Source organism: Aeromonas sp. s4 (assembly GCF_040907855.1).
Taxonomy (GTDB): domain Bacteria; phylum Pseudomonadota; class Gammaproteobacteria; order Enterobacterales; family Aeromonadaceae; genus Aeromonas; species Aeromonas caviae.
Map to the genome: position 1 here is coordinate 58,247 of NZ_JBFOCP010000041.1, position 24,441 is coordinate 82,687.

20 protein-coding genes and 1 pseudogene are annotated in these 24,441 nt (G+C 63.8%); 18 read left to right on the top strand and 3 right to left on the bottom strand.

Annotated elements, in window-relative coordinates; genetic code table 11:
• The first annotated feature begins 46 nt into the window (after positions 1 to 46).
• The 18 genes from AB5Y89_RS13665 (at position 47) to AB5Y89_RS13750 (ending at position 22,136) form a co-directional block, all read left to right on the top strand.
• Entirely contained in the window at positions 47 to 1,267 is a 1,221-nt protein-coding gene (locus AB5Y89_RS13665; RefSeq protein ID WP_043154386.1) for a type II secretion system F family protein, read from the top strand.
• A gap of 254 nt (positions 1,268 to 1,521) precedes the next feature.
• Positions 1,522 to 1,980 carry a hypothetical protein gene (locus AB5Y89_RS13670; protein WP_151027559.1) on the top strand — a complete coding sequence of 153 codons (459 nt, stop codon included), beginning with the start codon at positions 1,522 to 1,524 and terminating at the stop codon, positions 1,978 to 1,980.
• 76 nt (positions 1,981 to 2,056) lie between these two features.
• Positions 2,057 to 2,716: a type II secretion system protein gene (locus AB5Y89_RS13675; protein ID WP_041212210.1), complete on the top strand. Its 660-nt coding sequence runs from the start codon at positions 2,057 to 2,059 to the stop codon at positions 2,714 to 2,716.
• Between the two features lie 19 nt (positions 2,717 to 2,735).
• Positions 2,736 to 3,176 (top strand): prepilin-type N-terminal cleavage/methylation domain-containing protein, encoded by a 441-nt coding sequence (locus AB5Y89_RS13680; RefSeq protein WP_315985797.1) that lies wholly within the window; start codon positions 2,736 to 2,738, stop codon positions 3,174 to 3,176.
• A gap of 58 nt (positions 3,177 to 3,234) precedes the next feature.
• The gene (locus AB5Y89_RS13685; protein WP_261999891.1) at positions 3,235 to 3,711 is read left to right on the top strand and encodes a Tfp pilus assembly protein FimT/FimU; all 477 of its coding nucleotides are present in this window, start codon (positions 3,235 to 3,237) and stop codon (positions 3,709 to 3,711) included.
• On the top strand, positions 3,698 to 4,270 hold the full coding sequence (locus AB5Y89_RS13690) for a prepilin-type N-terminal cleavage/methylation domain-containing protein (RefSeq protein WP_261999892.1): 573 nt from the start codon (positions 3,698 to 3,700) through the stop codon (positions 4,268 to 4,270). Before AB5Y89_RS13685 ends, AB5Y89_RS13690 begins: the two co-directional genes overlap by 14 nt.
• A complete protein-coding gene (locus AB5Y89_RS13695; protein ID WP_261999893.1) occupies positions 4,270 to 5,127 on the top strand; it encodes a PilW family protein in 858 nt (285 codons plus the stop codon). Before AB5Y89_RS13690 ends, AB5Y89_RS13695 begins: the two co-directional genes overlap by 1 nt.
• Entirely contained in the window at positions 5,117 to 5,584 is a 468-nt protein-coding gene (locus AB5Y89_RS13700; RefSeq protein WP_261999894.1) for an MSHA biogenesis protein MshP, read from the top strand. Before AB5Y89_RS13695 ends, AB5Y89_RS13700 begins: the two co-directional genes overlap by 11 nt.
• A gap of 25 nt (positions 5,585 to 5,609) precedes the next feature.
• Positions 5,610 to 9,962 (top strand): DUF6701 domain-containing protein, encoded by a 4,353-nt coding sequence (locus AB5Y89_RS13705; RefSeq protein WP_368223976.1) that lies wholly within the window; start codon positions 5,610 to 5,612, stop codon positions 9,960 to 9,962.
• A gap of 216 nt (positions 9,963 to 10,178) precedes the next feature.
• Positions 10,179 to 11,219 carry a rod shape-determining protein gene (locus AB5Y89_RS13710; RefSeq protein WP_005308111.1) on the top strand — a complete coding sequence of 347 codons (1,041 nt, stop codon included), beginning with the start codon at positions 10,179 to 10,181 and terminating at the stop codon, positions 11,217 to 11,219.
• A 41-nt stretch (positions 11,220 to 11,260) separates the two neighbouring features.
• Positions 11,261 to 12,169: a rod shape-determining protein MreC gene (gene mreC, locus AB5Y89_RS13715; RefSeq protein ID WP_029313545.1), complete on the top strand. Its 909-nt coding sequence runs from the start codon at positions 11,261 to 11,263 to the stop codon at positions 12,167 to 12,169.
• A complete protein-coding gene (mreD, locus tag AB5Y89_RS13720) occupies positions 12,169 to 12,654 on the top strand; it encodes a rod shape-determining protein MreD (protein WP_010672635.1) in 486 nt (161 codons plus the stop codon). Before mreC ends, mreD begins: the two co-directional genes overlap by 1 nt.
• Before the next feature lie 52 nt (positions 12,655 to 12,706).
• Positions 12,707 to 13,294 carry a nucleoside triphosphate pyrophosphatase gene (locus AB5Y89_RS13725; RefSeq protein ID WP_010672636.1) on the top strand — a complete coding sequence of 196 codons (588 nt, stop codon included), beginning with the start codon at positions 12,707 to 12,709 and terminating at the stop codon, positions 13,292 to 13,294.
• Between the two features lie 79 nt (positions 13,295 to 13,373).
• On the top strand, positions 13,374 to 14,843 hold the full coding sequence (gene rng, locus AB5Y89_RS13730) for a ribonuclease G (RefSeq protein WP_010672637.1): 1,470 nt from the start codon (positions 13,374 to 13,376) through the stop codon (positions 14,841 to 14,843).
• Positions 14,844 to 18,743 (top strand): YhdP family protein, encoded by a 3,900-nt coding sequence (locus AB5Y89_RS13735; RefSeq protein WP_368223977.1) that lies wholly within the window; start codon positions 14,844 to 14,846, stop codon positions 18,741 to 18,743.
• Between the two features lie 185 nt (positions 18,744 to 18,928).
• A complete protein-coding gene (locus tag AB5Y89_RS13740) occupies positions 18,929 to 19,735 on the top strand; it encodes a carbon-nitrogen hydrolase family protein (RefSeq protein ID WP_043154366.1) in 807 nt (268 codons plus the stop codon).
• A 57-nt stretch (positions 19,736 to 19,792) separates the two neighbouring features.
• Positions 19,793 to 21,241: a metalloprotease TldD gene (tldD, locus tag AB5Y89_RS13745; RefSeq protein ID WP_164882959.1), complete on the top strand. Its 1,449-nt coding sequence runs from the start codon at positions 19,793 to 19,795 to the stop codon at positions 21,239 to 21,241.
• A 31-nt stretch (positions 21,242 to 21,272) separates the two neighbouring features.
• Positions 21,273 to 22,136 (top strand): SIS domain-containing protein, encoded by an 864-nt coding sequence (locus AB5Y89_RS13750; protein WP_128297056.1) that lies wholly within the window; start codon positions 21,273 to 21,275, stop codon positions 22,134 to 22,136.
• A gap of 88 nt (positions 22,137 to 22,224) precedes the next feature.
• Here AB5Y89_RS13750 and AB5Y89_RS13755 read toward each other — a convergent pair whose 3' ends face one another.
• The 3 genes and pseudogenes from AB5Y89_RS13755 to murP form a co-directional block, all read right to left on the bottom strand.
• On the bottom strand, positions 22,225 to 22,830 hold the full coding sequence (locus tag AB5Y89_RS13755) for a DUF2057 family protein (RefSeq protein WP_368223979.1): 606 nt from the start codon (positions 22,828 to 22,830) through the stop codon (positions 22,225 to 22,227).
• A 47-nt stretch (positions 22,831 to 22,877) separates the two neighbouring features.
• Positions 22,878 to 23,951, bottom strand: a complete 1,074-nt coding sequence (locus tag AB5Y89_RS13760) for a porin (RefSeq protein ID WP_368223980.1) — start codon at positions 23,949 to 23,951, stop codon at positions 22,878 to 22,880.
• 102 nt (positions 23,952 to 24,053) lie between these two features.
• A pseudogene (gene murP, locus AB5Y89_RS13765) lies at positions 24,054 to 24,441 on the bottom strand (PTS N-acetylmuramic acid transporter subunit IIBC); the annotation flags it as partial.

A 24,441-nucleotide genomic window follows, 5' to 3' on the forward strand; every position in this document is an offset into this window, starting at 1 on the left:
GCATGAGGCATCTGGATCGTACTGAATCACTCTGCCGGGGTCGCCCATGAACCGTTTTGCCTACAAGGGGCGTGACAGCCAGGGCCAGGCCGTCAGCGGTGTGGTGGAAGCGGTGAGCGAGCTGGCCGCCGCCGAGCAGCTGATGCGCCGCGGGGTGATGCCCACCGAGCTGAAGGCCGGCAAGGCCAGGTCTGCCAGCATCGACTGGTCGCTGCTGCTGGAAGGGAGCGTCAAGCTGGAGGAGCTGGTGGTCTTCAGCCGCCAGATGTATGCCCTGACCCGGGCAGGCATCCCTATCCTGCGCGCCATCGCGGGGCTGGAGGAGAGCGCCCACAGCAAGCCCCTCAAGCGGGCGCTTCACGCCCTGGGGGAGGATCTGGCCAACGGCCGGCCGCTGTCGAGCGCGATGCAGTCGCACCCGAAGGTGTTCAGCAGCCTCTTCGTGGCCATCATCCACGTGGGGGAGAACACGGGTCAGCTGGAGGAGGCCTTCCTGCAGCTCGCCAACTATTTCGATCTGGAGCTGGAGACCCGCAAGCGGATCAAGACCGCCATGCGCTACCCCACCTTCGTGCTGATTGCCATCGCCGTCGCCATGGTGATCCTCAACATCATGGTGATCCCCGTCTTTGCCGGGATGTTTGCCAAGTTCGGGGTGGAGCTGCCGCTGGCGACCCGGATCCTGCTGGCCACCTCCCACTTCTTCGTTCACTACTGGTGGCTGCTGCTCGCCATCCTGGTGGGCGCCGTCGTCGGCTGGCGACGCTGGGTCGCCACCACCAAAGGCAGGCTGACCTGGCACAGATGGCAGCTGCGGCTACCCATCGTCGGCTCCATCATAGAGCGCTCCCTGCTTGCCCGTTTTGCCCGCAGCTTCTCCATGATGCTCAAGGCCGGCGTGCCGCTCAACACGGCGCTGACCCTGGTGGCCGATGCGGTGGACAATGCCTGGATGGCGGGGCAGATCCGCGACATGCGGGGCGGCATCGAGCGGGGGGAGAGCCTGCTGCGCACCGCCGGGGCCAGCGGCCTCTTCACCCCTCTGGTGATGCAGATGATCGCGGTGGGGGAGGAGACCGGTCAAGTGGACGAGCTGCTGCACGAAGCGGCCGAGTATTACGAGCGTGAGGTGGATTATGACCTCAAGAGTCTCACCGCCCGCATCGAACCCATCCTCATCGGCATAGTGGCGGTCATGGTACTGGTGCTGGCGCTGGGTATCTTCACTCCCATGTGGGACATGATGAGAGCTGTTCGTGGCCAGTGACAGGGTTCAGCATCTTTACTCCCCTGATGGTGAGACACGATGAGAGCTGTTCGCGGCCAGTGACAGGGTTCAGCATCTTCACTCCCCTGATGGTGAGACATGATGAGAGCGGTGCGCGGTCAGTGACAGGGTTCAGCATCTTCACTCCTCTGATGGCGGGACATGATGAGAGCGGTGCGCGGCCAGTAGGCAGTATCTTCACGGTCATCCGGATGCCGCCCATGCCGGGTACAGAGAACAAGGTATAAAAGAGCATGAGCAGAGAGTCCGAGCAGGATGAGCACTGGCTGGGGGGGTATCGGCGGGTCGTCGTCTTTATCCTGCTGGCGGTCATCGTCACGGCCCTGGTCATGAGCTATCGCAATCACAGGGAAGAGGCGCTGGCCATCAGCGCCAGCCTGCTCGGTGAGCAGTTTGCACAGCGGGCCCAGCGCCTGCACGGACGCTGGCTCGACGAGCGGCGTCCGTCGGTGCTCCATGCCGAGGGCACAGCCTGGCAGTTCGATGAGCGGGGCTGGCCTCTGGCGGTGTTGCCGCGCCAGTCGCCATCGGCCGATTGCCGTCAGCTCTGGCTCGCCCTGCTGGGGCACGATGAGGGGCTCTCATCCTGGCAAGCCCTTGCCAGCGAAGGGGGCGGCGGGTGTGAATTCGGCCAGGAAGGGCACTGGCTGCACTACAGCTTCACCGATGGCCGGGTGGTGGCCCGCCCCTGATTGGGTGCTTCAAGTATTTCATTGACATGATTTTTTTCTATCCGCATGAAATAATGCGGACCATTACGGAGGCAGCATGGCAGCAAAGAGAGTGAGACCCGTTCGGGCGCTTGGCCGGATGGCCGGTTTTTCCCTGATTGAGCTGGTGATCGTCATCGTGATCCTGGGGATCCTGGCCGTCACCGCCTTGCCCCGTTTTCTCGATGTGACCGACGAGGCGAAGAAGGCGAGCGTGGAAGGGGTGTCCGGCGGTTTCGCCACCGGGGTGTCCCTGGTGCGTGCCCAGTGGGAGGCCGAAGGGCGCGCCAGGCAGGATGGGCTCAACACCGTGCTCTATGACGGCTCGCGTTTCTATCTGACCACGCCGACCGACAGTCAGGTCAGCAATGGCGAGCTCTCTCCCGGGTATCCCATGGACACGGCGGCAAGCGGCACGCCCGATGTGGATCCGGCCAGCCTGACGGCGGCCCGCTGCCTCAATATTTGGGAGGGGTTGTTGCAGAATCCTCCCAAGGCTACTGCCCGCTTTGACGAGGTGCGCGGTAGCGGCAATGACCTGAAGTTCTATGCCACGGTGAGCAACAATGGACTGGATTCGGTCTGCCGTTACTATCTGGTCAACAGCCTGAGCAAGGGAAGTGATGGACGTTATCAGGATCCGCAAGGGAGCACGGATGCGTTCATGAGTTTCAGTTATCGCCCGGCCTCCGGCCAGGTGACCACCCATATCAATTGATAAACCGAGGAAAGACGTAATGAAAAAGCAATCGGGCTTTACCCTGATCGAACTGGTCATCGTGATCATCATTCTGGGCATTCTGGCGGTCACCGCCGCACCCAAGTTCCTGAATTTGCAGGATGATGCGCGTCTGGCTGCCGCCAATGGCGTGAAGGCCTCCCTGCAAAGCTCTTCACAGCTGGTCTACAGCAAAGCTGCGATCCTGGGTATTGAGAGTTCTTCTGGTGCTGTCTCTGTCGCGGGTACTACCGTGGATACCTCGTTTGGCTATCCGGTGAATGCTGATGCAGGCAAAACAGTGGCACTGGACGGTTGGAGTGGCGCCATGTCAGGCACCATTGCGACCTTCAAGCCAAGCAACGAACCCAATAGCAAATGTGCGGTTACTTACAACAACGCCATCACTGCGGCGGGTGGTGTTCCCTCCATCGCTGTCAGCACCGATTGCGGCAAGTAATTGTCAGACAAGGCGAGGCTTCGGCCTCGCTTTTTCGTTATTCCCGATGAGGGCATGAATGTCGACAGCCAAGGGTTTCACCCTGATTGAACTGGTGATCGTGATCCTGTTACTCGGGATTCTGGCCGCCTTTGCCGTGCCTAAATGGCTGGGCAAAGGCGGCTTTGAAACCCATACCCTGCGTGACGAGCTGGTGGCCCGGCTGCGGCTGGTGCAGACCATGAACATGCAGGAAGGGCCGGCGCGCTGCACCCAGCTGGTGCTGGAGGCGGGGCGTTTTGGCCATCTGACCGGGGCGAGCTGTGCGCCTGCCCCCATTTCAGGCTGGCGTGGGAATGAGCAGAGTCGCGGGCGCCTGGTGCAGGCGTCCGGCAACCTGCAATTCTCCCCCCAGGGGACATTCCATTTCGACAAGCGCAGCGGCAGGCCCCTGTGGCTTGGCTGCATCAACGGCTGTGAACTGGCGGTCAGCAGCGGCCAGGAGAGTGCCCGGCTGCGCATCGAGCCGGAAGGCTATATCCATGCGATCCCCTAAGATCTGCCGCGGCTTCACCCTGGTCGAGTTCGTGGTCGGCATCGTGCTGCTGGCCGTGGCGCTCACCGGCATCCTGGGGCTGCTTGTCAATCAGGCTCCCCAGGCGGTGGATCCGGTGCAGCAGGTACGCGCCGCCCAGCTCGCCCAGCGCATCCTCGGCGAGATGCTGGAGAAGTCTTTCGACGAGCATTCCGATCACAACGGCGGCCGTTTTCGCTGTGGCGAGACGGCCGGTGTGCCCGTCTTCACCTATCCCCCCTGCACGGCGAGCGCCGACTATGGCCCCGATGGTGGCGAGACCCGCCCCTACACGTTCAACGACGTGGACGATTTCGACACGGCAGGCCGCTGGGTGGACGCCAGCTACTTTACCCAGGCCTCGGCCGCGAGCAGCGAAGAGGAGTATCGGCGCTATCAGGTGAAGATCGCGGTGGTGCCGGATACCCTCTTTGGCAGCGCGGGGGAGGGAGCCGAGTCCATCGGCAAGCGCATCACCCTGACCGTGCGCCTGCCGGACGGGAGCGAGCTGGTCTTCGGCCTCTATCGGGGGAACTACTGATGGGCAAGCCACATTCCCGTGATGCCGCGTGGGAATACCCATACGCCAGACTCGCCCGTGACCGCGTCCGACTCGGGCGTGAGGGGGGCTTCACCCTGGTGGAGCTGGTGATGGTGATCCTGCTGCTCGGGGTGATGGCGACATTTTCCAGCCAGTTTATCGGCATCGGCACCCAGATTTACGGAGATGCCAGCCGCCGCGAGCAGCTGATGAGCGATGCCCGTTTCGCCCTGGAGCGGCTCAACCGCGAGGTGCGCGACGCGGTCCCCGGCTCGGTGCGGGTCGAGGACGAAGGGGGCGGTGCCCAGGAGCAGGGGGCCTGTCTGCGCTTCTGGCCCATCGCCACCGCCAGTCGCTATCTGGAGACGGCGAGCAGCACCGTGCTTCGCATCGTCGAGCCTGTCACCATGCCGGCAAAGGAAGATACGGCCATCATCTATCCGCTGCCTGACACGACCTCTGGCAGTACCATCACGCTGGACAAGGGGTGTGTGCAGGGGCGTTGCACTGCCAGAGTGACCGAGGTAGGAACTCCTGTCTCCGGGGCCGTGCCGCTGACCCTGGCTGGTGCGCTCGCCAAGGACTCGCCGGGCCAGCGCATCTATTTTGCGAACCAGCAGGTGCTCTATTGCGTGAGAGGGGGCAACCTCTGGCGCATGGCCAAGTCCCTCGACGACACCCTGAGCAGCAGCGAGACCACCCGGTTGATGGGGGAGCATATTCGTCCCGCCGCCTATTACTTCTATCGGGAACCCGCCGCCTTCAACCAGAGCGAGGTGGGGCTGCGGCTGGAGTTCGAGCAGCGCGACGAGCGCGTCGTCTTCCATCACAAGCTGGAGACCCTCAATGTGCCCTGACACTCCCACCATGGTGAGGTCCCAGCGGGGCAGCGCCATCCTGATCGCCCTCTTTGTCATCGTCATCATGGCCCTGCTGGCGGCGGCCATGGGGCGTTTCCTGGTGGACAGCGGCGAGAAGCACACGGTGGAGGTGCGCGGCGTGCGTGCCCTGATGGCGGCCCAGAGCGGGCTCGAAGTTGCACTGTACCGGCTCTATCCCAATGGGGAGTGGCAGGGGCAGGCCAGCCGGTGCGTCCCCATAGCGCTCGACTTCACCGAGCCCGGGCTTGCCGGGTGTCAGGCCAGCATCACCTGCAACAGGGTGACGGTGAGTGCGGCCGGAGGGACCCAGACCGGATACCGATTCAGCAGCGAAGGGCGCTGTGGCCAGCCCGATGCCGGCAGCGGCCCGAACCCCGATTTTGCCGTCAGCCGCACCCTGGTGGCGGAAGCCTTTGATGGAGCGACGCCATGAGCCCCCTGCCAAGGAGCCAGACCCCATGAAGTCCAGCCAGCCTCTTCGCGGCGCCCTGTTGTGGATCTTGCTGGGATCCACCTCGGTGCAGGCCGCCAGCCAGTGTACAGAAGCCTTCCTTTTCCCGGTGCAGAGCCACGCCTCCCCCGGCGTGCTGAGCATGAACAATGAAAGCAAGATCATCAGCACCACAGTGGGGGCCAGTTACCCCTTCCTGACCCAAAAAATCCAGCCCAACGCCAACTGCAACAACGGTGGCTTCTGGAACAACGGCACCTGGGTCTCCAATTGCAACGTCAGCGGCGCCCTTGCCAGTGTGCTCAAGGATGTGACCTTCATCAGCGACCCCGACGCATTTCCGGCCAACCCGGGGGGCTTCCCCTCCTACAGCGGGAAAAAGGATCTCGCTTGCGACGGGGCCATCTCCCCTGCTGCCGGTGACTACAAGAGCGCCTCGTGGGGGGGCAGCAGCTGCGTGGCGACCCTGAAATCGGGCCAGACCTATCGCTTCGATACCTTGTCTATCAGCGAAGGGGCGATGCTCAACCTCAACGGGGCGACCGTCTATGCCCAGAAGATGACCATCAAGAATGAATACAACAGTGGCGTCACCGGGTCGGGAGACCTTCATGTGAACGATCTGACCGTGACGAGTCAGGGCAAGCTCAATGACGCCAGGGTCACCGTCTACAGCACCCTTGAGGTCTCGGGCAATGGCAATACCGGGACCGCCGTCTTCCAGCCGCACTACCTGGACAAGGTCACCATGGAGGTCTCAGCCAGTGGCCAGAGCGTGCTCATGGGGGCAGGGGACTGGTTCATCAAAAGCCTGGGGATGAAGAGCAACAGTGCCATGACCTTCCAGGGGCAGAGCTCCCTGGCCGTCTATGAACTCAAGATGGAAAGCGAGAGCCGGATCTCCGCTGCGGGGAGTCGCAGCGATCTGACGCTTCTGCTTCACCAGACCCTGGAGGTGAGCGGCAACGGCACTCTCAACGGGTATCTGCAGGCCCGCTACCTCAAGACGTTCAAACACCAGAGCACCTCCAACATCAATTTCTACTTCCGTGGCGGCAACCACTGGATAGACAAGATGGAGCTCGGCCAGAACGACAGGCTGATCTTTGACAGCGGCAGTGCCGCGAGGTTGTACATCAAGAGCGATCTGGCCCTGAGCGACCAGATGGAGGTTAATGCCGGGGGCAAGGCCAACGACCTGATGATGTATCACTTCGGCAAGGTCACCATGAGCGGCAATACCAAACTCAACGCCATTCTCTATGTGAACGCCGGGGATCTGGCCATGAGTGGTCAGGCCGTGCTGACCGGTGCCGTGTCGGCGGTGAACGTCTCCATGACCAACAACAGCAAGGTGATCCACGAGCCCTTCAACGGCGACTGGCCGGGCATGTGTGAAGACCCACTGACCTGTTTCAGCGACGACTTCTCCGCCAGTACCCTTGGCAGCGACTGGGTGGTGGCTCAACGCAATGGCAGTACCTTGCCCTCTTTGCAAAACGGTCGCCTGCGGCTGACCCAGAATACGACCAACCAGGCCACCTCTGCGACCTTCCAGCGCCTCTTCCCGGGGGCCAGCAATCTGGTGACTATCGAGTTTGATCAGTATGCCTACAAGACCTCCGGCTCGAGCGGGGCGGACGGGATGGCGGTGGTGCTCTCCGATGCGACGATCACGCCCCAGCCCGGCGCCTTCGGTGGCCCGCTGGGTTATGGCTTCAAGACCGGGATCAGCGGTTTTGCCGGCGGCTGGATGGGGGTCGGTATCGACGAATACGGCAACTATGCCAACGAGGGGGGCTCCTATAATCCCGGGTCTCGTCCTCAGGCCGTTTCCATTCGTGGCTCCGGTGCCAGTTCGGGGACCTCGGGCTATCGCTATCTGGCGGGAACGGCGAGCAACCTGAGCCCGGCAGTGGACAGCGGAACCAATGGCAACCGCCCCCATCGTTACCGCATCACCATTGACTCGCGCACTGCCGGCAGTTCACTTGCGTCGGTTGAGCGGAACACGGGCTCGGGTTACACCATGTTGGTGGGGCCCATCAATATGGTGAACCAGACGGGGCAGGCGGCGGTGCCCGCCAACTTCCTGCTGTCGCTCACCGGCTCCACCGGTTCTGTGACGAACTACCATGAGCTCGACAACGTCCGGATCTGCGCCCTCAAATCCAATCCGGTGGGGACCCAGATCGATCACTTCGAGTTCGATCACTCCGGTCAGGCCCTGACCTGCAACCCGGAGACCCTCGTCATACGGGCCTGCGCCAACGCCAGTTGCAGCCAACTGTTCACGGACCCGGTGAGCGCCATCCTGACCCCCCTCAAGAATGGCAGCAACGGCTGGATAGCCGACAGCCAGGTGAGCTACAACGGCAACACCGCTACCGTCAATTTCAGCAACGGCACCGCCAAATTGCAGCTGCGCAACAATCTGGCGACGGCCATCACAGTGGGAGTGAGCGGCTCGACGCCGTCCACCAAACCCCTGAGCACCACCCTGTGCCGCGCCGGCAGTGGTGCCCTGAGCGCCGCCGCCTGTACCTTGAGCTTTGCCGACAGCGGCTTCCTGTTCAATGTGCCGGATACCCTGGCCAACAAACCACAACAGGTAGTGATGACGGCGGTCAGGAAGGACAACACGAGCCAGCTGTGCGTGCCGAGTTTTCAGAAGCAGACTAAAAGAATCACGTTCTGGAGTGATTACAACATGCCTGCGACCAATCTCTTTGGCAGCCAGATAAGGATTGATAAGACAGCCATAGCCACTACGGCGGTGGCTCCCACTGCCATGGATCTCTATTTCAATGAGCTGGGCGAAACCACGCTGAAGGATGTGAGTTATCCGGATGCGGGCCAGATGCGGCTCAATGCCCGCCACGATGGCAGCGGGGATACCGCAGGGCTGGTGATGACGGGGTCGGATCTGTTCGTCAGCCGCCCGGCCGGGCTCTGCATCACGCCTACCGAGGGGACCTGCGCGGCAGGGGATGCCAGTTGTCCGGTGTTCAAGAAGACCGGTGAGGCGTTCCAGATGAATATCAAAGGGGTGGCTTGGCAAGCGGATGATGACAAGGACCTGTGCAGCGGCAACCTGGCGACCCCCAACTTCGCGCTGGCCAATATTGCGCTCGGCAGCGAGCTGGTGGCGCCCAAACCAGGGGAAGGGGCGGTGGTCGGCACGGCCAGTTATGACCACTCCAATGCGAAAGGCAGCAACAACCTCAACACAGTCACCCAGTCGGTGAACGAGGTCGGGGTCTTCCGGATGACTGCAACGCCACCGGAAGCAGGTTATTTCAACTACACCATCCCCCCTGCTACCAGCGTGCCCGTGGGGCGTTTCGTGCCCTGGGACTTCTACTTGGTGAGCAGCACTGTCACCCCGGCCTGCGGCGGCTTTAGCTACATGAGTCAGCCGTTTTGGGTGCAGACGACGGTGCAGGCACGGAACAAACAGGGTGAGATCACCCAGAACTACCGGGATGCTTTTGCCAAGGGGGTGATCTCCCTGGTGGCCGCCAATAACCAGGACGGGGTCGACAGATCCAACCGGCTGGTGGATAGCTCCAACCGGCTGGTGGATCCACTGGTTGCCAGCTGGTCGGCTGGAGAGGTCAGGTTCAATGACCAAATCCGCTTTAAACGCCTGCAAGATCTGACTACTCCCGCGACCCTGACCACGCCGGAGGAGCCACTGCGGCTGCTGCGGCTGGGGCTTAAGGTGGGGGACGGCGAAACGCCGGAGACCACTTTCCTCGACGGTCGGAACATGAATCCGTCCGTCAGCGGCACTTGCCAGAGCGGGGTGAACTGCACCGCCAAACAGCTCTCCATTCCGAAGGGATCGGACGACACCATGATCGCCTATTACGGCCGCCTGCTGGCCAGCACTCGTCAGGGGGCGGCCAGCGCCCCGCTGGCGCTGCCCCTGCAGGTGCAATATTTCGAAGGGGGCCTGTGGCGAGCCAATTCGCAAGATAGGCGAGCCAATTCGCAAGATATCTGTACCCAGATCTCCCTGGCGGGAGGTGGTATCGTCTTTACCGATGCGGAGCAACGCTATGACTCCGCGACGGGGGATCTGATCCTCAAAGACGGTACCCGCATTCGCCTTGGTCTCGGCAATGTGGCTCCGGGCGGTACTCAGGTCGGTTTCGACGCAGGCGAGACCCGGTTCCATTTCGCCGCGCCGAACCAGAGTGTGCGCATTCCCTACGAGATCCTGCTGGACAAACAGCCATCCCAACCCGTCTGGTTGGCGGATCCGGCCACGGCGGATCACCTGCTGGGAGAGGCCATTTTCGGCCGGGATCGGGGTAATGACAGAATTATTTATCGCCGCGAAGTGATGCCCTGACACCCGGGCTGACACGGGGAGATAGACGCATTGCTGTACAGTGGCGTCTTATCTCCTTGTTTCGTAGTGTTTGTCGGCCTGAGCGGGTGAGTGATGACTCGCATTTTTGTCGCGCCTGATTGATTGGCGACAGTTTGAGCGCTTGCCCATTGGGGTGGGCATTGGTAAAGTTAGCCGGTTTTCTGCACCTCCAAATTCTTAGGATTTCCCGTAGCCATGTTCAAAAAGCTCAGAGGCGTCTTTTCCAACGATCTGTCGATCGACTTGGGAACTGCCAACACCCTGATCTATGTAAAAGATCAAGGGATCGTCCTTAACGAACCCTCAGTTGTCGCCATTCGCCAAGAGCGCGGGAACGCCAAATCGGTCGCTGCTGTCGGTCATGCCGCCAAGCAGATGCTGGGTCGTACCCCGGGTAACATCTCCGCCATTCGCCCGATGAAAGACGGCGTGATCGCCGATTTCTACGTGACCGAGAAGATGCTGCAGCACTTCATCAAACAGGTTCACGACAACAACTATTTCCGCCCCAGCCCGCGCGTGCTGGTGTGCGTACCCTGCGGCTCCACCCAGGTGGAACGTCGTGCCATCAAGGAATCCGCTCTGGGTGCCGGCGCCCGCGAGGTTTACCTGATCGATGAACCCATGGCTGCCGCCATCGGTGCCGGCCTGCCGGTCTCCGAAGCGACCGGTTCCATGGTGGTGGACATCGGTGGCGGTACCACCGAAGTGGCCATCATCTCCCTGAACGGCGTGGTCTACTCCCAGTCCGTCCGTATCGGTGGCGACAAGTTCGATGAAGCCATCATCAGCTACGTCCGTCGCAACTACGGCAGCCTGATCGGGGAAGCCACCGCCGAGCGCATCAAGCACGAGATCGGCTCCGCCTACCCGGGCGAAGAGGTGCGCGAGATCGAAGTGCGCGGTCGCAACCTGGCCGAGGGTGTGCCCCGCAGCTTCACCCTGAACTCCAACGAGATCCTGGAAGCGCTGCAAGAGCCGCTCTCCGGCATCGTCTCCGCCGTCATGGTGGCCCTGGAGCAATCCCCGCCCGAGCTGGCGTCCGACATCTCCGAGCGCGGCATGGTGCTGACCGGTGGTGGTGCCCTGCTGAAAGATATCGACCGTCTGCTGATGGAAGAGACCGGCATCCCGGTCGTCGTGGCTGAAGATCCCCTCACCTGTGTCGCCCGTGGCGGTGGCAAGGCGCTGGAGCTGATCGATATGCACGGTGGCGATCTGTTCCACTACGAATAAGACCCAAAGCCGGCCGAGCGCCGGCTCTTTTTTGACGACTCATGAAACCCATCTTCGGTAGAGGCCCTTCGCTTCAGTTACGGTTGTTTCTCGCCGTCATCATCTCCGTCGCTGCCATCGTCGCGGATTCCCGCTTCGGTGTGTTCAGCCATGTCCGCGTTTATCTGAGCTCCCTGGTGAGCCCGCTGCAATACATCGCCAACGCCCCCGGCACCCTGCTCGACACCATGTCGACCCAGGTGCAGACCCGCGCCGATCTCATCGAGCAGACCAAGCAGCAGGAGCAGCAACTGTTCACCCTGCGCTCGCGCCTGCTCAAGATGGATCAGCTGGAGCACGAGAACCAGCGGCTGCGCGAGCTGCTGGGGTCGCCGGTACACAAGGAGTCCCGCAAGATGGTGGCCGAGCTGCTGTCGGTGGATTCCGACCCCTTCAGCCATCAGGTGCTGATCAACAAGGGGGCGCTGGATGGCGTCTACAACGGCCAGCCGGTGATCAACGATCAGGGGGTGGTCGGCCAGGTGCTCCACGTGGGCTCCACCACCAGTCGCGTCCTGCTCATCACCGACTCCAGCCACGGCATCCCGGTGCGGGTGCTGCGCAACGACTTGCGTGCCATCGCCTCCGGCAGCGGCGAGCTGGACAAGCTGGAGCTGCGCAACCTGCCCCGCAACACCGACGTCCAGGTCGGCGATCTGCTGGTCACCTCGGGCCTGGGCGGCCGCTTCCCGGAAGGTTATCCGGTGGCGACCGTGACCCGCTCCGACTACGTGGAGGGCAAGCCCTTCGCCCAGATCGAGGCCAAGCCGCTGGTGGCGCTGGACCGTCTGCGCTACCTGCTGCTGCTGTGGACCGACAAGAAACCGGAAGTACACGACAAGGATGCCCTTGAGCCTGCGGCGAGCGCCTCGGCGGCCACGGCAACCTCGGCGGCGGGGGCGACGCGCTGATGCTGCAACCCGCCAGCGGCAGGATCTGGATCTGGTGTTCGATCCTGCTGGCCCTGTGCCTCTCCATCCTGCCGCTTCCCTTTCAATTCGAACCCTTCCGTCCGGACTGGCTCGCCATGGTGCTCATCTACTGGGCGCTGGCGCTGCCGCACCGGACCAACGTCGGCACCGCCTGGGTGGCGGGCCTGCTGCTGGACGTGCTGCTCGGCAGCACCCTCGGCGTGCGGGCCATGGCCATGGCCATCACCACCTACCTGGCGGCCTTCCAGTTCCAGAAGATCCGCAACTTCTCCCTCTGGCAGCAGGCGCTGATCATCGGTCTGCTCTCCCTGGTGGGGAAGATCACCGTGTTCTGGGCGGAGCATCTGTTCAGCCGGGCCAGCCTCAACTTCGCCTACTTTTGGTCGACGTTGACGACGATGTTAATATGGCCCTGGATTTTTATGGTCTTGCGCAAGGTGCGGCGTCGCTTCAATATCAAGTGAATGTGAATAAAAACAACGCATTGTAACTGCGCATCGTCTCATTGAGTGAAGTATGAACAAGCACAACGAACTGCAACTCTATCTCGCCTCGGGCTCCCCCCGCCGGCACGAGCTTCTGACCCGCCTGGGCTACCGTTTCGAGGTCCTCAAGCTGGATGTGCCGGAGCTGCGCAACGACGGTGAGAAGCCCCAGGATTACGTCTGCCGGCTGGCCCGCGACAAGGCCATGGCCGGTGTGGCCGCGGCGCCGACGGCGCTGCCTGTGCTGGGGGCCGACACCATAGTGGTGCTGGGGGAGCGGGTGCTGGAGAAACCCTCCGACCTGCTGGACGCCAAGGACATGCTGGAAGCCCTCTCCGGGCGAGTACACCAGGTGATGACGGCGGTGGCCCTGGCCACCCCGGAGCGGTGCGATGTGCGGCTGGTCACCACCAACGTGGCGTTTCGCAAACTGGACGAGGCCGAGATCGAAGCCTACTGGCGCACCGGCGAGCCGTGCGACAAGGCGGGCGCCTATGCTATCCAGGGCATTGCCGGCAAATTCGTCAGTCGCCTCGAGGGGAGCTACAGTGCCGTGGTCGGCCTGCCCCTGCTGGAGACGGACCTGTTGATCAAGCAGCACCTCGAGCAGACCCGGTAATCCTCTCGTCAGCAGTGCGCTGCTGAGTTACCCGTTGTTCGTCGTGCCAGAATTCAAAACTAGAAAGGCAAGGTAACTTATGTCGGTAGAACTGCTGGTAAACGTCACCCCCTCCGAAACCCGGGTCGCCCTGGTCGAGAACGGTCTGCTGCAGGAAGTGCATGTGGAGCGTCAGGCCAAGCGCGGCATCGTGGGCAACATCTACAAGGGCAAGATCAGCCGCGTGCTGCCCGGCATGCAGGCCGCCTTCGTCGACATCGGCATGGACAAGGCCGCCTTCCTGCACGCCTCCGACATCGTCCCCCATACCGAGTGCGTGGCGATCAAGGAGAAGGAGCAGTTCCAGGCCGGCAACATCGCCGAACTGGTGCGCCAGGGGCAGGACATCATGGTACAGGTGGTCAAAGACCCGCTCGGTACCAAGGGGGCCCGCCTCACCACCGACATCACCCTGCCATCCCGTTATCTGGTCTTCATGCCGGGCAGTGCCCACGTGGGGGTCTCCCAGCGCATCGAATCCGAGGCGGAGCGCGAGCGCCTCAAGCGCACCGTGGCCGGCTATGTGGACGAACTGGGCGGCTACATCATCCGCACCGCCGCCGAAGGGGTGGGGGAGCAGGAGCTGGAACAGGACGCCGCCTTCTTGAAGCGCCTGTGGCGCAAGATCCTCGAGCGCAAGCAGAAGTATCCCCCCTGCAAGATCCTCTATGAGGATCCCAGCCTGGCATTCAGGGTGGTGCGTGACTTCGTCGGTGCCGAGCTCGACAAGATCCGGGTCGACTCGCGCCAGAGCTTCGATCAGCTCAAGCGCTTCACCGAGGAGTACGTGCCCGAGCTTGCCAACAAGCTGGAGTACTACACCGGCGAGTCGCCGATCTTCGATCTCTACGACGTGGAGAACGAGATCCAGCGGGCCCTGGAGCGCAAGGTGGAGCTCAAATCCGGCGGCTATCTCATCATCGACCAGACCGAAGCCATGACCACGGTGGACATCAACACCGGGGCCTTCGTCGGCCATCGCAATCTGGAAGAGACCATCTTCAACACCAACGTCGAGGCCACCGCCGCCATCGCCCGTCACCTGCGCCTGCGCAACCTCGGCGGCATCATCATCATCGACTTCATCGACATGCAGTCCGAGGATCACCGTCGCCGGGTGCTGCACAGCCTGGAGCTGGCGCTGGCCAAAGACAGGGCCAAGACCAACGTCAACGGTTTCTCCCAGCTCGGGCTGGTGGAGATGACCCGCAAGCGCACCCGGGAGAGCCTGGAGCACGTGCTCTGCGCCGAGTGCCCCGAGTGTAAGGGGCGCGGCCGGGTCAAGACGGTGGAGTCGGTCTGCTTCGAGATCCTGCGGGAGATCATCCGGGTCAACCGCGCCTACGACGCGGATCAGTTCACCGTCTATGCGGCCCCCTCGGTGGCCGATTACCTGCGGGGGGAGGAGTCCCACAGTCTGGCGGAGCTGGAAGTCTTCATCGGCAAGCAGGTCAGGGTGGTCTCCGAGCCGCTCTGTGGGCAGGAACAGTTCGATGTGGTGATGATGTAATTGGTCTATCGCTGGCTGAGTCGGGGCTGGTTGGCCCTCGGAGTCTTCTTCGTGCTGCTGGCCGTTCTGGTCAGCGTGGTACGACTGGGCGGCCCTTTGCTCAACCAGCACCGAGCGGCCGTGATAGGGACCCTGCTCGGAGAGAGTCAGCTCGAGGTGAGCGTGGATCACGTCGGGCTGGAGTGGACTCCCCGCGGCCCGGCCATCGGGCTGGAAGGACTGGCCATCGCCCCCGATTCGGGGCGTTTCTCCCTGCGCCTTGGCAAGGTGTGGGCGCACCTCGACTTCTGGCGCTCCCTCAACGAACTCAGACCGGTGTTTGGCCAGTTGATCCTGAGCGACGGCAACATCGCGCTGGACATGACCCAGCCCGCCACCCCCGTCAGCGGGAAGAGCGCGAACCAGCAGGAGGCCCTGCTGCGCTTCCTGCTGACCCAGCTCTCCACCTTCGACATTCACGACACTCGCCTGAGCCTCACCACGGCACTGGGGGAGGTGCGCGCCCTCGACATCGCCCAGTTGCGCTGGCAGAACCGCGGCAAGCGGCATCAGGGGGTCGGCAAGGCCTATCTCATCAACGGGGTGGGGGAGAGCACCCTGGACCTCATCATCGATGTGGATGCTCCCGAGGTGCGGCTCGACCGCCTCAAGGGCCAGCTCTATCTGGGGGCCAGCGAGCTGGACATCAGCCCCATGCTGGCCAGGATCCACGCCGGCGCGCCGCCGGTGAGCGGCCAGCTCGACTTCCAGCTCTGGAGCGAGTTCGAGAAGGGCAGGCTCGGCAACTCCCTGCTGGCCTTTGGCAACAACCACCTGATCTGGAAAGACGAGATCAAGGGGGAGCCGCATCGCCTCGACCTGCAGGGGGGCAAGATCCAGCTGCGCCGGGACGGCGAGGCGTGGCAGCTCGCCAGCCACGACGTCATCTTCAAGCTCGATGGCGCCACCTGGCTGCACAGCCGCCTGCAGCTCGAGCGCATCGGCTCGCGCATCCAGGGCTATGTGCCCGCCATCGATCTCGACCAGATTGCCAACCTGAGCCAGCTGGTCTCCGGCCTCTATCCCGAGCTGACCGAGACCCTCAAGCGCACCCGGCCAAGGGGCCAGTTGCAGGAGCTGGTCCTGCAGGCCGACGGGGACTGGCAGGGGCTCTCTGTGCAGGGGCAACTGCGCGGCTTCGGGACCCGGGCCTGGCACGATGTGCCCGGTCTGCAAAAGCTGGACGGCGACTTCTGGCTGACCCCGAACGGGGGGCGTGCCCGCCTGACCCTGGGCAAGGGCAAGGTGGATCCGGCCCGCCACTTCAAGGAACCCATCCCGGTGGACAGCCTGAGTGCGGCCCTCGACTGGTGGCGGGCGCCGCAAGGCTGGGTGCTCTATGGTCAGGACATTGCCCTGGACAACCCGGATCTGCGCCTCGCCAGCCGGTTTCGCCTCGAGCTGTTCGAGCACCCCTTCCTCGCCCTGACCGGGCGCATCGACGTCAAGAACGCGGCCCATGCGGATCGCTACTACCCCCTGGCGGTGATGGATGAGGGGCTGGTGAGCTACCTGAGCGGCGCCATCAAGGGGGGTAAGGCCAAGGGGGCCGACCTGCTCTGGTACGGCGAATTCCGTGACTTCCCCTACGACAACGGCAAGGGCGTCTTCCAGGTGGCGGTGCCGCTGCAACAGGCCACCTACGAGTTTTTCCCGGGCTGGCAGCCGCTGACCGACCTGCAGATCGATCTGCTGTTCCAGAACGCCAGCCTCGACATGAACAGCCGCGCCACCCTGCTCGGCAAGGCCAGCTCCGACTCGGTGCACGCCTGGATCCCGGACCTCTATCCGGGGGCTCACCTCTACGTGGATGCCAGGGTTGAGGGTGAGGGCAAGGCCATCAGCGACTATTTGCAGGACTCGCCGCTGGGGGGATCCGTCGGTCAGGCGCTGCGGGAGGTGGAGATCCGCGGCCCCATGAAGGGCACGGTGAAGCTCGACATACCGCTGGATGGCGAGGGGGAGGTCAAGGCCAGCGGGGAAGCCAGCTTCAAGGACAACAAGGTGAGGATCGCCTCCCTGGATCTGCCCCTCGACGGGGTCGCAGGGACGCTCGAGTATGACAACGAGCAGACGCGCATTCACAACCTCAAGGCCAGCCTGTGGAACCAGCCGCTGACCCTGGATTATCAGGGGCGGCAACTGCCCCACGGCTATCAGGCCGATCTCAAGTTCCAGGGGCAGTGGGACAGCCGCCGCCAGCGCCGGGACATACCGGCCCTCGAGATGCTCCAGGGGCGCAGCAACTGGTCCGGTACTCTGGGGCTGACCCTGCCCGAGAACAAGGCGTTCAGCTTCCAACTGGCGCTGGACTCCAACCTGCAGGGCATGGGGCTGGATCTGCCTGTGCCCCTGACCAAGGCGGCGGGTACCCGGCTGCCCCTCAAGGTGACGGCCCGTGGGCGGGATGGCAGCGCCGACATCCGCGCCGTGCTGGGGGCGGACATCGACATGCAGAGCCGCCTGGTGTACGGCGACGGCGTCCCCTACCTCAGCCGGGTGCGGGTCAACATCGGCCAGCCCGGGGCGCGGGTGATGCAGGACAAGCCCATGCTGCTCGCCATCAACCAGCAGCAGGCGGACGTGGCCGGCTGGCTGGCTCGTCTCAAGCAGTGGCTGCCGGCCGGTTCGGCGCCGAGTGACAATGCGGTGGTGGGCCCCGCTTTCTTGCCCCAGGAGTGGTGGGTAGATGGCCAGCTGGCCCGTGCCGACATCGGCAGTGCCAGCCTCAAGGCGGTACATTTCACCCTGGGGCCGGTGAACCAGGCCACCGAGGTGATGATCGACAGCCCCGACGTGATGGGGGTGGTGCGGGTGCCGGTGGCCGATGGGCGCCCCATCGATGCCAAGTTTGCCCGCATCTACTGGTCCGGCAAGGGGACCGATCTCAGCCCGGATCCCGATGAGCGCCAGGACAGGGCCATCATGAATGCCATTCCCTGGCTCACCTTCAGCTGCGTGGATTGCCGCTTCGGCGAGCTGCCCCTGGGTGAGGTGAAAGGGGAGCTGCTGCCCGGGGCCAACCGGCTGGATCTCAAGGGACTGGAGATGCGCCTGGCGGGCAGCACCCTGCGCGGCAGCGCCGAGTGGCTGGCCCGTGGCAGCCAGATGCAGACCCGTGCCAGGGTGAACCTCGAGACCCGCAACAGCGAGCTGCTGCTCAAGCGGCTCGGCTACACCTCACCCATCGGGGATGCCCCGGGCAAGCTGGCGCTGGATCTGAACTGGCGTGACGTGCCCTACCGCCTGAGCCTGCCGACTCTGGCGGGCAGCGCAGACTACCAGTTGGAGGGAGGCACCCTGCGGGAGGTCAACGACAAGGGGGCCCGGCTGCTCTCCCTGCTGAGCCTCGACTCCCTGATGCGCAAGCTGCGCCTCGATTTTCGCGATGTATTCGACAAGGGCTTCTATTTCGAGTCCATGTCCGCCTCCGCCAAGGTCAATCAGGGGGTGGTGGAGAACAACGACTTCTACATGAAGGGGGCCGCGGGCAACCTGCGGGGCAAGGGCATCGCGGATCTGGTGCGCTGGCGGCTCGACTTTGATCTGAGCTTCTCCCCGAACCTGGGGGGTACCCTGCCGGTGGTGGCGGCCTTCTCCCTGACCCCCATCACCGGGCTCTATGTGCTGGCCCTCTCCAAGCTGCTGGAGCCCGTGGTGGACGTGGTGACCCGCATCGATTTTCGGGTCTCCGGCCCGCTGGACGCCCCCAGGCTGGTGGAGGCGGGGCGGGATCGCGCCCGCATCAAGCTCAACCAGCACCAGAAGGATGCGGTGGATGCGGTGGCGCCCGGCCTGCCCGCCAAGGAGGTCACCCCCTTCCTGCTCGATCCCAAGCATCAGGGCTCGGGTCAGCGCTGAGGGCATGCACCGGGCTGGGGGACTTTCCCCCGGCCGCCAAACCCCTCATAGTGCAGATATTGCCCCGCGAGCCGAGAAGGCCTTCTGTCACCGGTCACCGGCTCGCCCAACAGATGAGTGCGGATATTGCCCTGCGAGCCGAGAAGGCCTTGTGTCACCGGCTCGCCCAACAGAAGGAGCGCGTCATGTGGCTAGCCGCCATGCAGTTGATTTCGGGTCGTACCTGGCAGGATAACCGGGAGCGGATCGCCGCCGAGCTGGCGAGTCTGCCCGGGGAGCGCCCCTTGCTGGTGCTGCTGCCGGAAAACTTCGCCCTCTTTGGCGAGCGGCAGGGGTATCTGGACGGGGCAGAGCCGTTGGGAAATGGCCCAATCCAGCAGCAACTCTCTGATTGGGCCAAATCCCACGGCATCTGGCTGGTGGCCGGGGCCATGCCCACCGCCATCGCCGGTGCCGACCACATTCACACCAGTACCCTGGTGTTCGATCCCGACGGCGAGCTCAAGGGGCATTACCACAAGATCCACCTGTTCGACGTGGACGTGGCGGACAATCACGGCCGCTACCGGGAGTCGGAGACCTTCAGCCCGGGTGATCAGCCTGTGCTGGTGGACTCCCCCTTTGGTCCCCTCGGCCTTTCTATCTGTTATGATCTGCGCTTTCCCGAGCTGTACCGCCAGTTGGCCCGGGCCGGTGCCCGGGTGCTGCTGGTGCCTGCCGCCTTTACCGCCGTCACCGGCGAGGCGCACTGGGAGCCTCTGCTGCGGGCCCGTGCCATCGAGAACCAGTGCTACGTGGTGGCCGCCAACCAGGGGGGTACCCACGAGACGGGGCGCCAGACCTGGGGCCACAGCATGGTGATCGACCCCTGGGGCCGGGTGCTGGCCTGTCGGGCGTCGGGGCAGGGCACTGTGCTGGCGCCGCTGGATGGGGCCCTGGTCGATGAATTGAAACGCACCATGCCGGTGCTGCAACACGCCCGCCTGTTGTGAGCCCGCGGCCGTGGATTTAACCGTTACGACATCTCGCATGAGAGTGGAGAGAAAGATTTGAGTCTATTGAGCCAGGTTAGTGCCTCCCTGTTGGCCCCGAACGATCTCGACGAAGGGCGGCTGCAACAGCTGCTCGGCAGCCTGATGAGCCATCAGGTGGAGTTCGGCGACCTCTATTTCCAGCGCAGCTGGCACGAGTCCTGGATGCTGGAGGACGGCATCGTCAAGGATGGCAGCTACAACATCGATCAGGGGGTGGGGGTGCGCGCCGTCAGCGGCGAGAAGACCGGTTTCGCCTACTCGGACGAGCTGAGCCTGCTGGCGCTGCAGCAGTCGGTGACTGCCGCTCGCGGCATCGCCGCCGCCGGTGCTCAGGGCAAGGTAAAAGCATGGGCTCGCACCGAAGCAAACCTGCTCTACCCGGCGCTGGATCCCCTGCAGACCCTCGACAAGCAGCAGAAAATTGCCCTGCTGGAGCAGATGGACAAGTTCGCCAGAAGTCTGGATCCCGCCATCAATCAGGTGATGGCCTCCATCAGCGGGGTCTATGAAGAGATCCTGGTGGCCGCCACCGATGGCACCCTGGCCGCCGACGTGCGTCCGCTGGTGCGCCTCTCGGTGACCGTCATCGCCGAGAAGGGGGAGCGCCGTGAGCGCGGCAGCGCGGGAGGCGGTGGCCGCTTCGGTTACGACCATTTCCTCGAGCTGGACGGGCTCGAGAGCCGGGCGTTTGGCTATGTGCGCGAAGCGGTGCGCCAGGCGCTGGTCAACCTGGAGGCCATCGACGCCCCGGCCGGCACCATGCCGGTGGTCCTCGGTGCCGGCTGGCCCGGTGTGCTGCTGCACGAGGCGGTGGGTCACGGTCTGGAAGGGGACTTCAACCGCAAGGGCTCCTCCGCCTTTGCCGGGCGCATCGGCGAGCAGGTGGCTTCCAAACACTGCACCATCGTCGATGATGGCACTCTGCCGGGTCGGCGTGGCTCCGTCTCCATCGACGACGAGGGGACGCCGGGGGGCTACAACGTGCTGATCGAGAACGGCATCCTCAAGGGTTACCTGCAGGACAAGCAGAATGCCCGTCTGATGGGCGTGCCGCTCACCGGTAACGGCCGCCGCGAATCCTACGCCGCCCTGCCGATGCCACGCATGACCAACACCTACATGCTGGCGGGTCAGTATGATCCGGCCGAGATCATCGCCTCGGTGAAGAAGGGCATTTACGCCCCCAACTTCGGCGGCGGCCAGGTGGACATCACCTCCGGCAAGTTCGTCTTCTCCGCCTCCGAGGCCTACCTCATCGAGGATGGCAGGATCACCGCGCCCATCAAGGGGGCGACCCTGATCGGCAACGGCCCCGAGGCGATGAGCCAGGTTTCCATGGTGGGCCGTGATCTCGCGCTGGATCGCGGGGTCGGGGTCTGCGGCAAGGAGGGGCAGAGCGTGCCGGTCGGCGTCGGCCAGCCCACCCTCAAGCTGGATCAGCTCACCGTGGGCGGCACCCAGTAAGGGGCCGCAGAACAAGCAGCAGAGAGAATCCATGCTTACCCTGTCAAAAATTTCCAATATCCGCAGTCAGCTCTCCCCCAGCGAGCTCAAGATCGCCGATTACATCCTGGCTTGCCCGGAGCAGGTGACCCACTTCTCCTCCCAGGAGTTGGCCCAGCAGGCTGACGTCAGCCAGTCGAGCATCGTGAAGTTCACCCAGAAGATCGGGTTCAAGGGCTTCACCGCCTTCAAGCTGGCGGTGAGCGAGGATCTGGGGCGCAAGCACGCCATCAAGACCGACAACGTGGGGGATCTCTACAACGGCATCGGCCGGGACGACGATCTGGAGACCATGGCCAAGAAGCTGGCCCAGGAGAAGATCAACTCCATCGTAGAGACCACCCAGGCCCTCGACAACGCCACCCTGGCGCAGGTGCTGGATGCCATCAACCAGGCTGGCCGGGTCCAGCTGGTGGGGATCGGCGGCTCGGCGCTGACCGCCAAGGATCTCTGGTACAAGCTGCTCAAGATCGGGGTCACCACCCTGTTCGCCCAGGACAGCCACGTACAGATCTCCATCGCCCAGACTCTGGGGCCGGGGGACGTGCAGCTGGTGGTCTCCTATTCCGGCGCCAGCCGGGATGTGCTGGCGGCGGCGGAGCTGGCCAAGCGCAACGGCGCCACCCTGATCGCGGTCACCTCGTTTCGCAATACCCCTCTGCGGCAGATGGCCGACATGGTGCTGGACACGGTGGCCGATGAGAACGAGCTGCGCATCTCCTCTATCTCGTCGCGTACCGCCCAGAACACCATCACCGACATCCTGTTCCTCGGTCTGGTGCAGCGCCGTGACGAGCAGGCCTGGGCCCTCATCGATGGCACGCGGGACGCCATCGACCGTCTCAACAAGGAGTGACGCGGGCCCGGCTGCAACAGACGCCGAGACCTGCCTAAAGAGAAAAACCACCCGCCTGCGGGTGGTTTTTTTATGGGCCAGTGCCGGCTCAGAGGGCGAGAGCCCAGCGCAGGAAGGCCTTGCGCTGAGCCTCGTCGGCGGCGAGGTAGCGCCGTTGCAGTTCAGGGTCGACGGGCACGGCGCCCGGGGTGGTTGCGGGCTGGGCGAGGGTGGCGGGCGGCGGAGTGATGGCCGCGCGAGCCGGTGCGTCGTAGCGGGCCAGCAGCGCCTGATAATCCGTCATCAGACTGTCCTGGCTGCGGGGGAGGGTGGTTGCCGACAGGGGGTGGCTACCCTCGGGGGTCTCAAGCCGCAGGTTGGGGTGGGTGGCAAAGTGGCGAATGGCCCGGGAGTCGGCCAGCGGCGGAGTGGTCAGTTTCAGGGGGCCGCTGGCGGGCAGGGTCAGAGTCAGCAGCAGCGGGGCTGAGCGGACGCGCCCCTGGCTCTCGTTGGTGGAGCCGGGGTCGAGGGGGCTGTCGAAACGTACCAGCAGCCGGGTGTCGCCAGCGGGCAGGGTGAGCGCTCGCTCGAAGGGGGAGACCTGGCCCCGGGATGAGGCCAGCAGGACGAGGGTGTCTGCCAGCTCCAGCCGGGCGGCCTGGACCGACAGGGTCATGGGCAGCAGCAGGATGAAGAGGAACAGGAGGCGGATCATGGGGAGCTCCAGCAGAAAGAAAATGCCGGCCAGAGGCCGGCAGGGGATCAGAACTCGTAGCGTAGGCCGAGGTGGTAGAAGCTCTCGCTGTTGCTGCTGCCGCCAAAGCTGGTGATGGTGTTGTCAGCCAGACCATCCTCGCCATCACGGAACACGTAGGCGCTGTAGAGGGAGGATCGCGGGGTGAGCTTGTACTGCAGCTCCAGGGTGGTATCCCGCAGACTCATGCCGTCTCCCCCGTCGTTGTCGAGGTGACGATAGCCGGCGCGGGCTGCCCACTTCTGGCTGATGTCGTAGACGGCGGTCAGTTCCCATACCTTGTCTTCACTTTCTGCCCGGCCGTTGCGATAGCTCACCTGATCCTTCGCGTAGAGGGCGCCCAGCATCAGCGAACCCAGGGTGTAGCGGGCGCCGATGCCGCTGAAGCGGTACTGGTCGGCGTCGGGATCCACCTTGCTGGCATCGGTCTGGGCCGCCTTGCTCTGCTGGTAGGCGATGACCGGTGCCAGCTTGCCCGCCGCGCCGAGGTCGAAGGTGTAACGCAGGGCGCCGTTGTAGCCGTAGTCGAGATCCGAGGTGCCGTTACCGAGGATGTAGGCTAGCGATACATCCAGATTGCCGAGAGTGTTCTGGTATTGCAGGGTACCGTCCTGGCGGAACACCTGGACTGCAGTGGAGTCTACCTTGCTGGCCTGGCGCGCCACGGAGACATCGGAGGCGGCAAACACGTCGCCGATGTCGGTGAACATGATGAGGCCGGAAGAGACCCGGCCACCGGTCACCTTGCCCCACTCGCCGCCATCGATCCCGGCCCAGACGTAACGGGCGGTGAGGTCGCTGCTGTTCTTCTGCACGTTGTTGGCGTATTCGGCGGCATTGACCTGGTACTGGGCCATGCCGATCACGGCCACCTGGTCGTTGACGGTCTGGCGGGCGGTAAAGCCGATGCGACCGTCGAAGTCCCCCTGGCTGTTGCCGTTCTTCTTGTCCGAGACGTTGAAGCCGAGGCGACCGTAGAGATCGACGTTGGAGCCGTCATCGGCCTGGTAGATGACGGCGGCCTGCGCCGCACCGACGGCAAACAGGGCAGGAATGGCCAGGGCAAGCATGGACTGTTTCATTGTTGTCTTTCCTGTGTGGGCTCTTGTGCCAGAGCCGGGGTGAGTGAAGCCGTGACCCCGATTGCTCGGGGCCAGATAGCCAGCTGGATAGAGGAGAGAGGGTTAGCTCAGATCGACGTTCTTGCAGCCGAAGAGCAGGGTGAAGAGGTAACCGCCGAAGTAGGCAACCGCCAGACCGAGGCCATAGACCATCATGCCGGGGAAGATCCCCTGGGCCGAGGTCATCAGCGGCAGCGCGACGATGCCGGAAGGGCCGAACACGGTGTTGAGGCCGACCGGCAGGCCCATCCAGGAGATGAGACCGACCACGAACCCCCCCAGCGATCCGCCGCAGCAGGCGGTGATGAAGGGTTTGACCCGCGGCAAGGTGACGCCGTAGATGAGCGGCTCACCGACCCCGAGCAGGCCGGGGATGATGGTGCCCTTGACCTGGGTGCGCAGCAGGGAGTCCTTGGCTGCGCGACTGTAAAGCGCCAGGGCGGCGCCGACC

Coding starts and splice junctions, on each gene's coding strand:
- AB5Y89_RS13665 (WP_043154386.1), top strand. CDS start 47: ATGAACCGTTTTGCCTACAAGGGGCGTGACAGCCAGGGCCAGGCCGTC.
- AB5Y89_RS13670 (WP_151027559.1), top strand. CDS start 1,522: ATGAGCAGAGAGTCCGAGCAGGATGAGCACTGGCTGGGGGGGTATCGG.
- AB5Y89_RS13675 (WP_041212210.1), top strand. CDS start 2,057: ATGGCAGCAAAGAGAGTGAGACCCGTTCGGGCGCTTGGCCGGATGGCC.
- AB5Y89_RS13680 (WP_315985797.1), top strand. CDS start 2,736: ATGAAAAAGCAATCGGGCTTTACCCTGATCGAACTGGTCATCGTGATC.
- AB5Y89_RS13685 (WP_261999891.1), top strand. CDS start 3,235: ATGTCGACAGCCAAGGGTTTCACCCTGATTGAACTGGTGATCGTGATC.
- AB5Y89_RS13690 (WP_261999892.1), top strand. CDS start 3,698: ATGCGATCCCCTAAGATCTGCCGCGGCTTCACCCTGGTCGAGTTCGTG.
- AB5Y89_RS13695 (WP_261999893.1), top strand. CDS start 4,270: ATGGGCAAGCCACATTCCCGTGATGCCGCGTGGGAATACCCATACGCC.
- AB5Y89_RS13700 (WP_261999894.1), top strand. CDS start 5,117: ATGTGCCCTGACACTCCCACCATGGTGAGGTCCCAGCGGGGCAGCGCC.
- AB5Y89_RS13705 (WP_368223976.1), top strand. CDS start 5,610: ATGAAGTCCAGCCAGCCTCTTCGCGGCGCCCTGTTGTGGATCTTGCTG.
- AB5Y89_RS13710 (WP_005308111.1), top strand. CDS start 10,179: ATGTTCAAAAAGCTCAGAGGCGTCTTTTCCAACGATCTGTCGATCGAC.
- mreC (WP_029313545.1), top strand. CDS start 11,261: ATGAAACCCATCTTCGGTAGAGGCCCTTCGCTTCAGTTACGGTTGTTT.
- mreD (WP_010672635.1), top strand. CDS start 12,169: ATGCTGCAACCCGCCAGCGGCAGGATCTGGATCTGGTGTTCGATCCTG.
- AB5Y89_RS13725 (WP_010672636.1), top strand. CDS start 12,707: ATGAACAAGCACAACGAACTGCAACTCTATCTCGCCTCGGGCTCCCCC.
- rng (WP_010672637.1), top strand. CDS start 13,374: ATGTCGGTAGAACTGCTGGTAAACGTCACCCCCTCCGAAACCCGGGTC.
- AB5Y89_RS13740 (WP_043154366.1), top strand. CDS start 18,929: ATGTGGCTAGCCGCCATGCAGTTGATTTCGGGTCGTACCTGGCAGGAT.
- AB5Y89_RS13750 (WP_128297056.1), top strand. CDS start 21,273: ATGCTTACCCTGTCAAAAATTTCCAATATCCGCAGTCAGCTCTCCCCC.
- AB5Y89_RS13755 (WP_368223979.1), bottom strand. CDS start 22,830: ATGATCCGCCTCCTGTTCCTCTTCATCCTGCTGCTGCCCATGACCCTG.
- AB5Y89_RS13760 (WP_368223980.1), bottom strand. CDS start 23,951: ATGAAACAGTCCATGCTTGCCCTGGCCATTCCTGCCCTGTTTGCCGTC.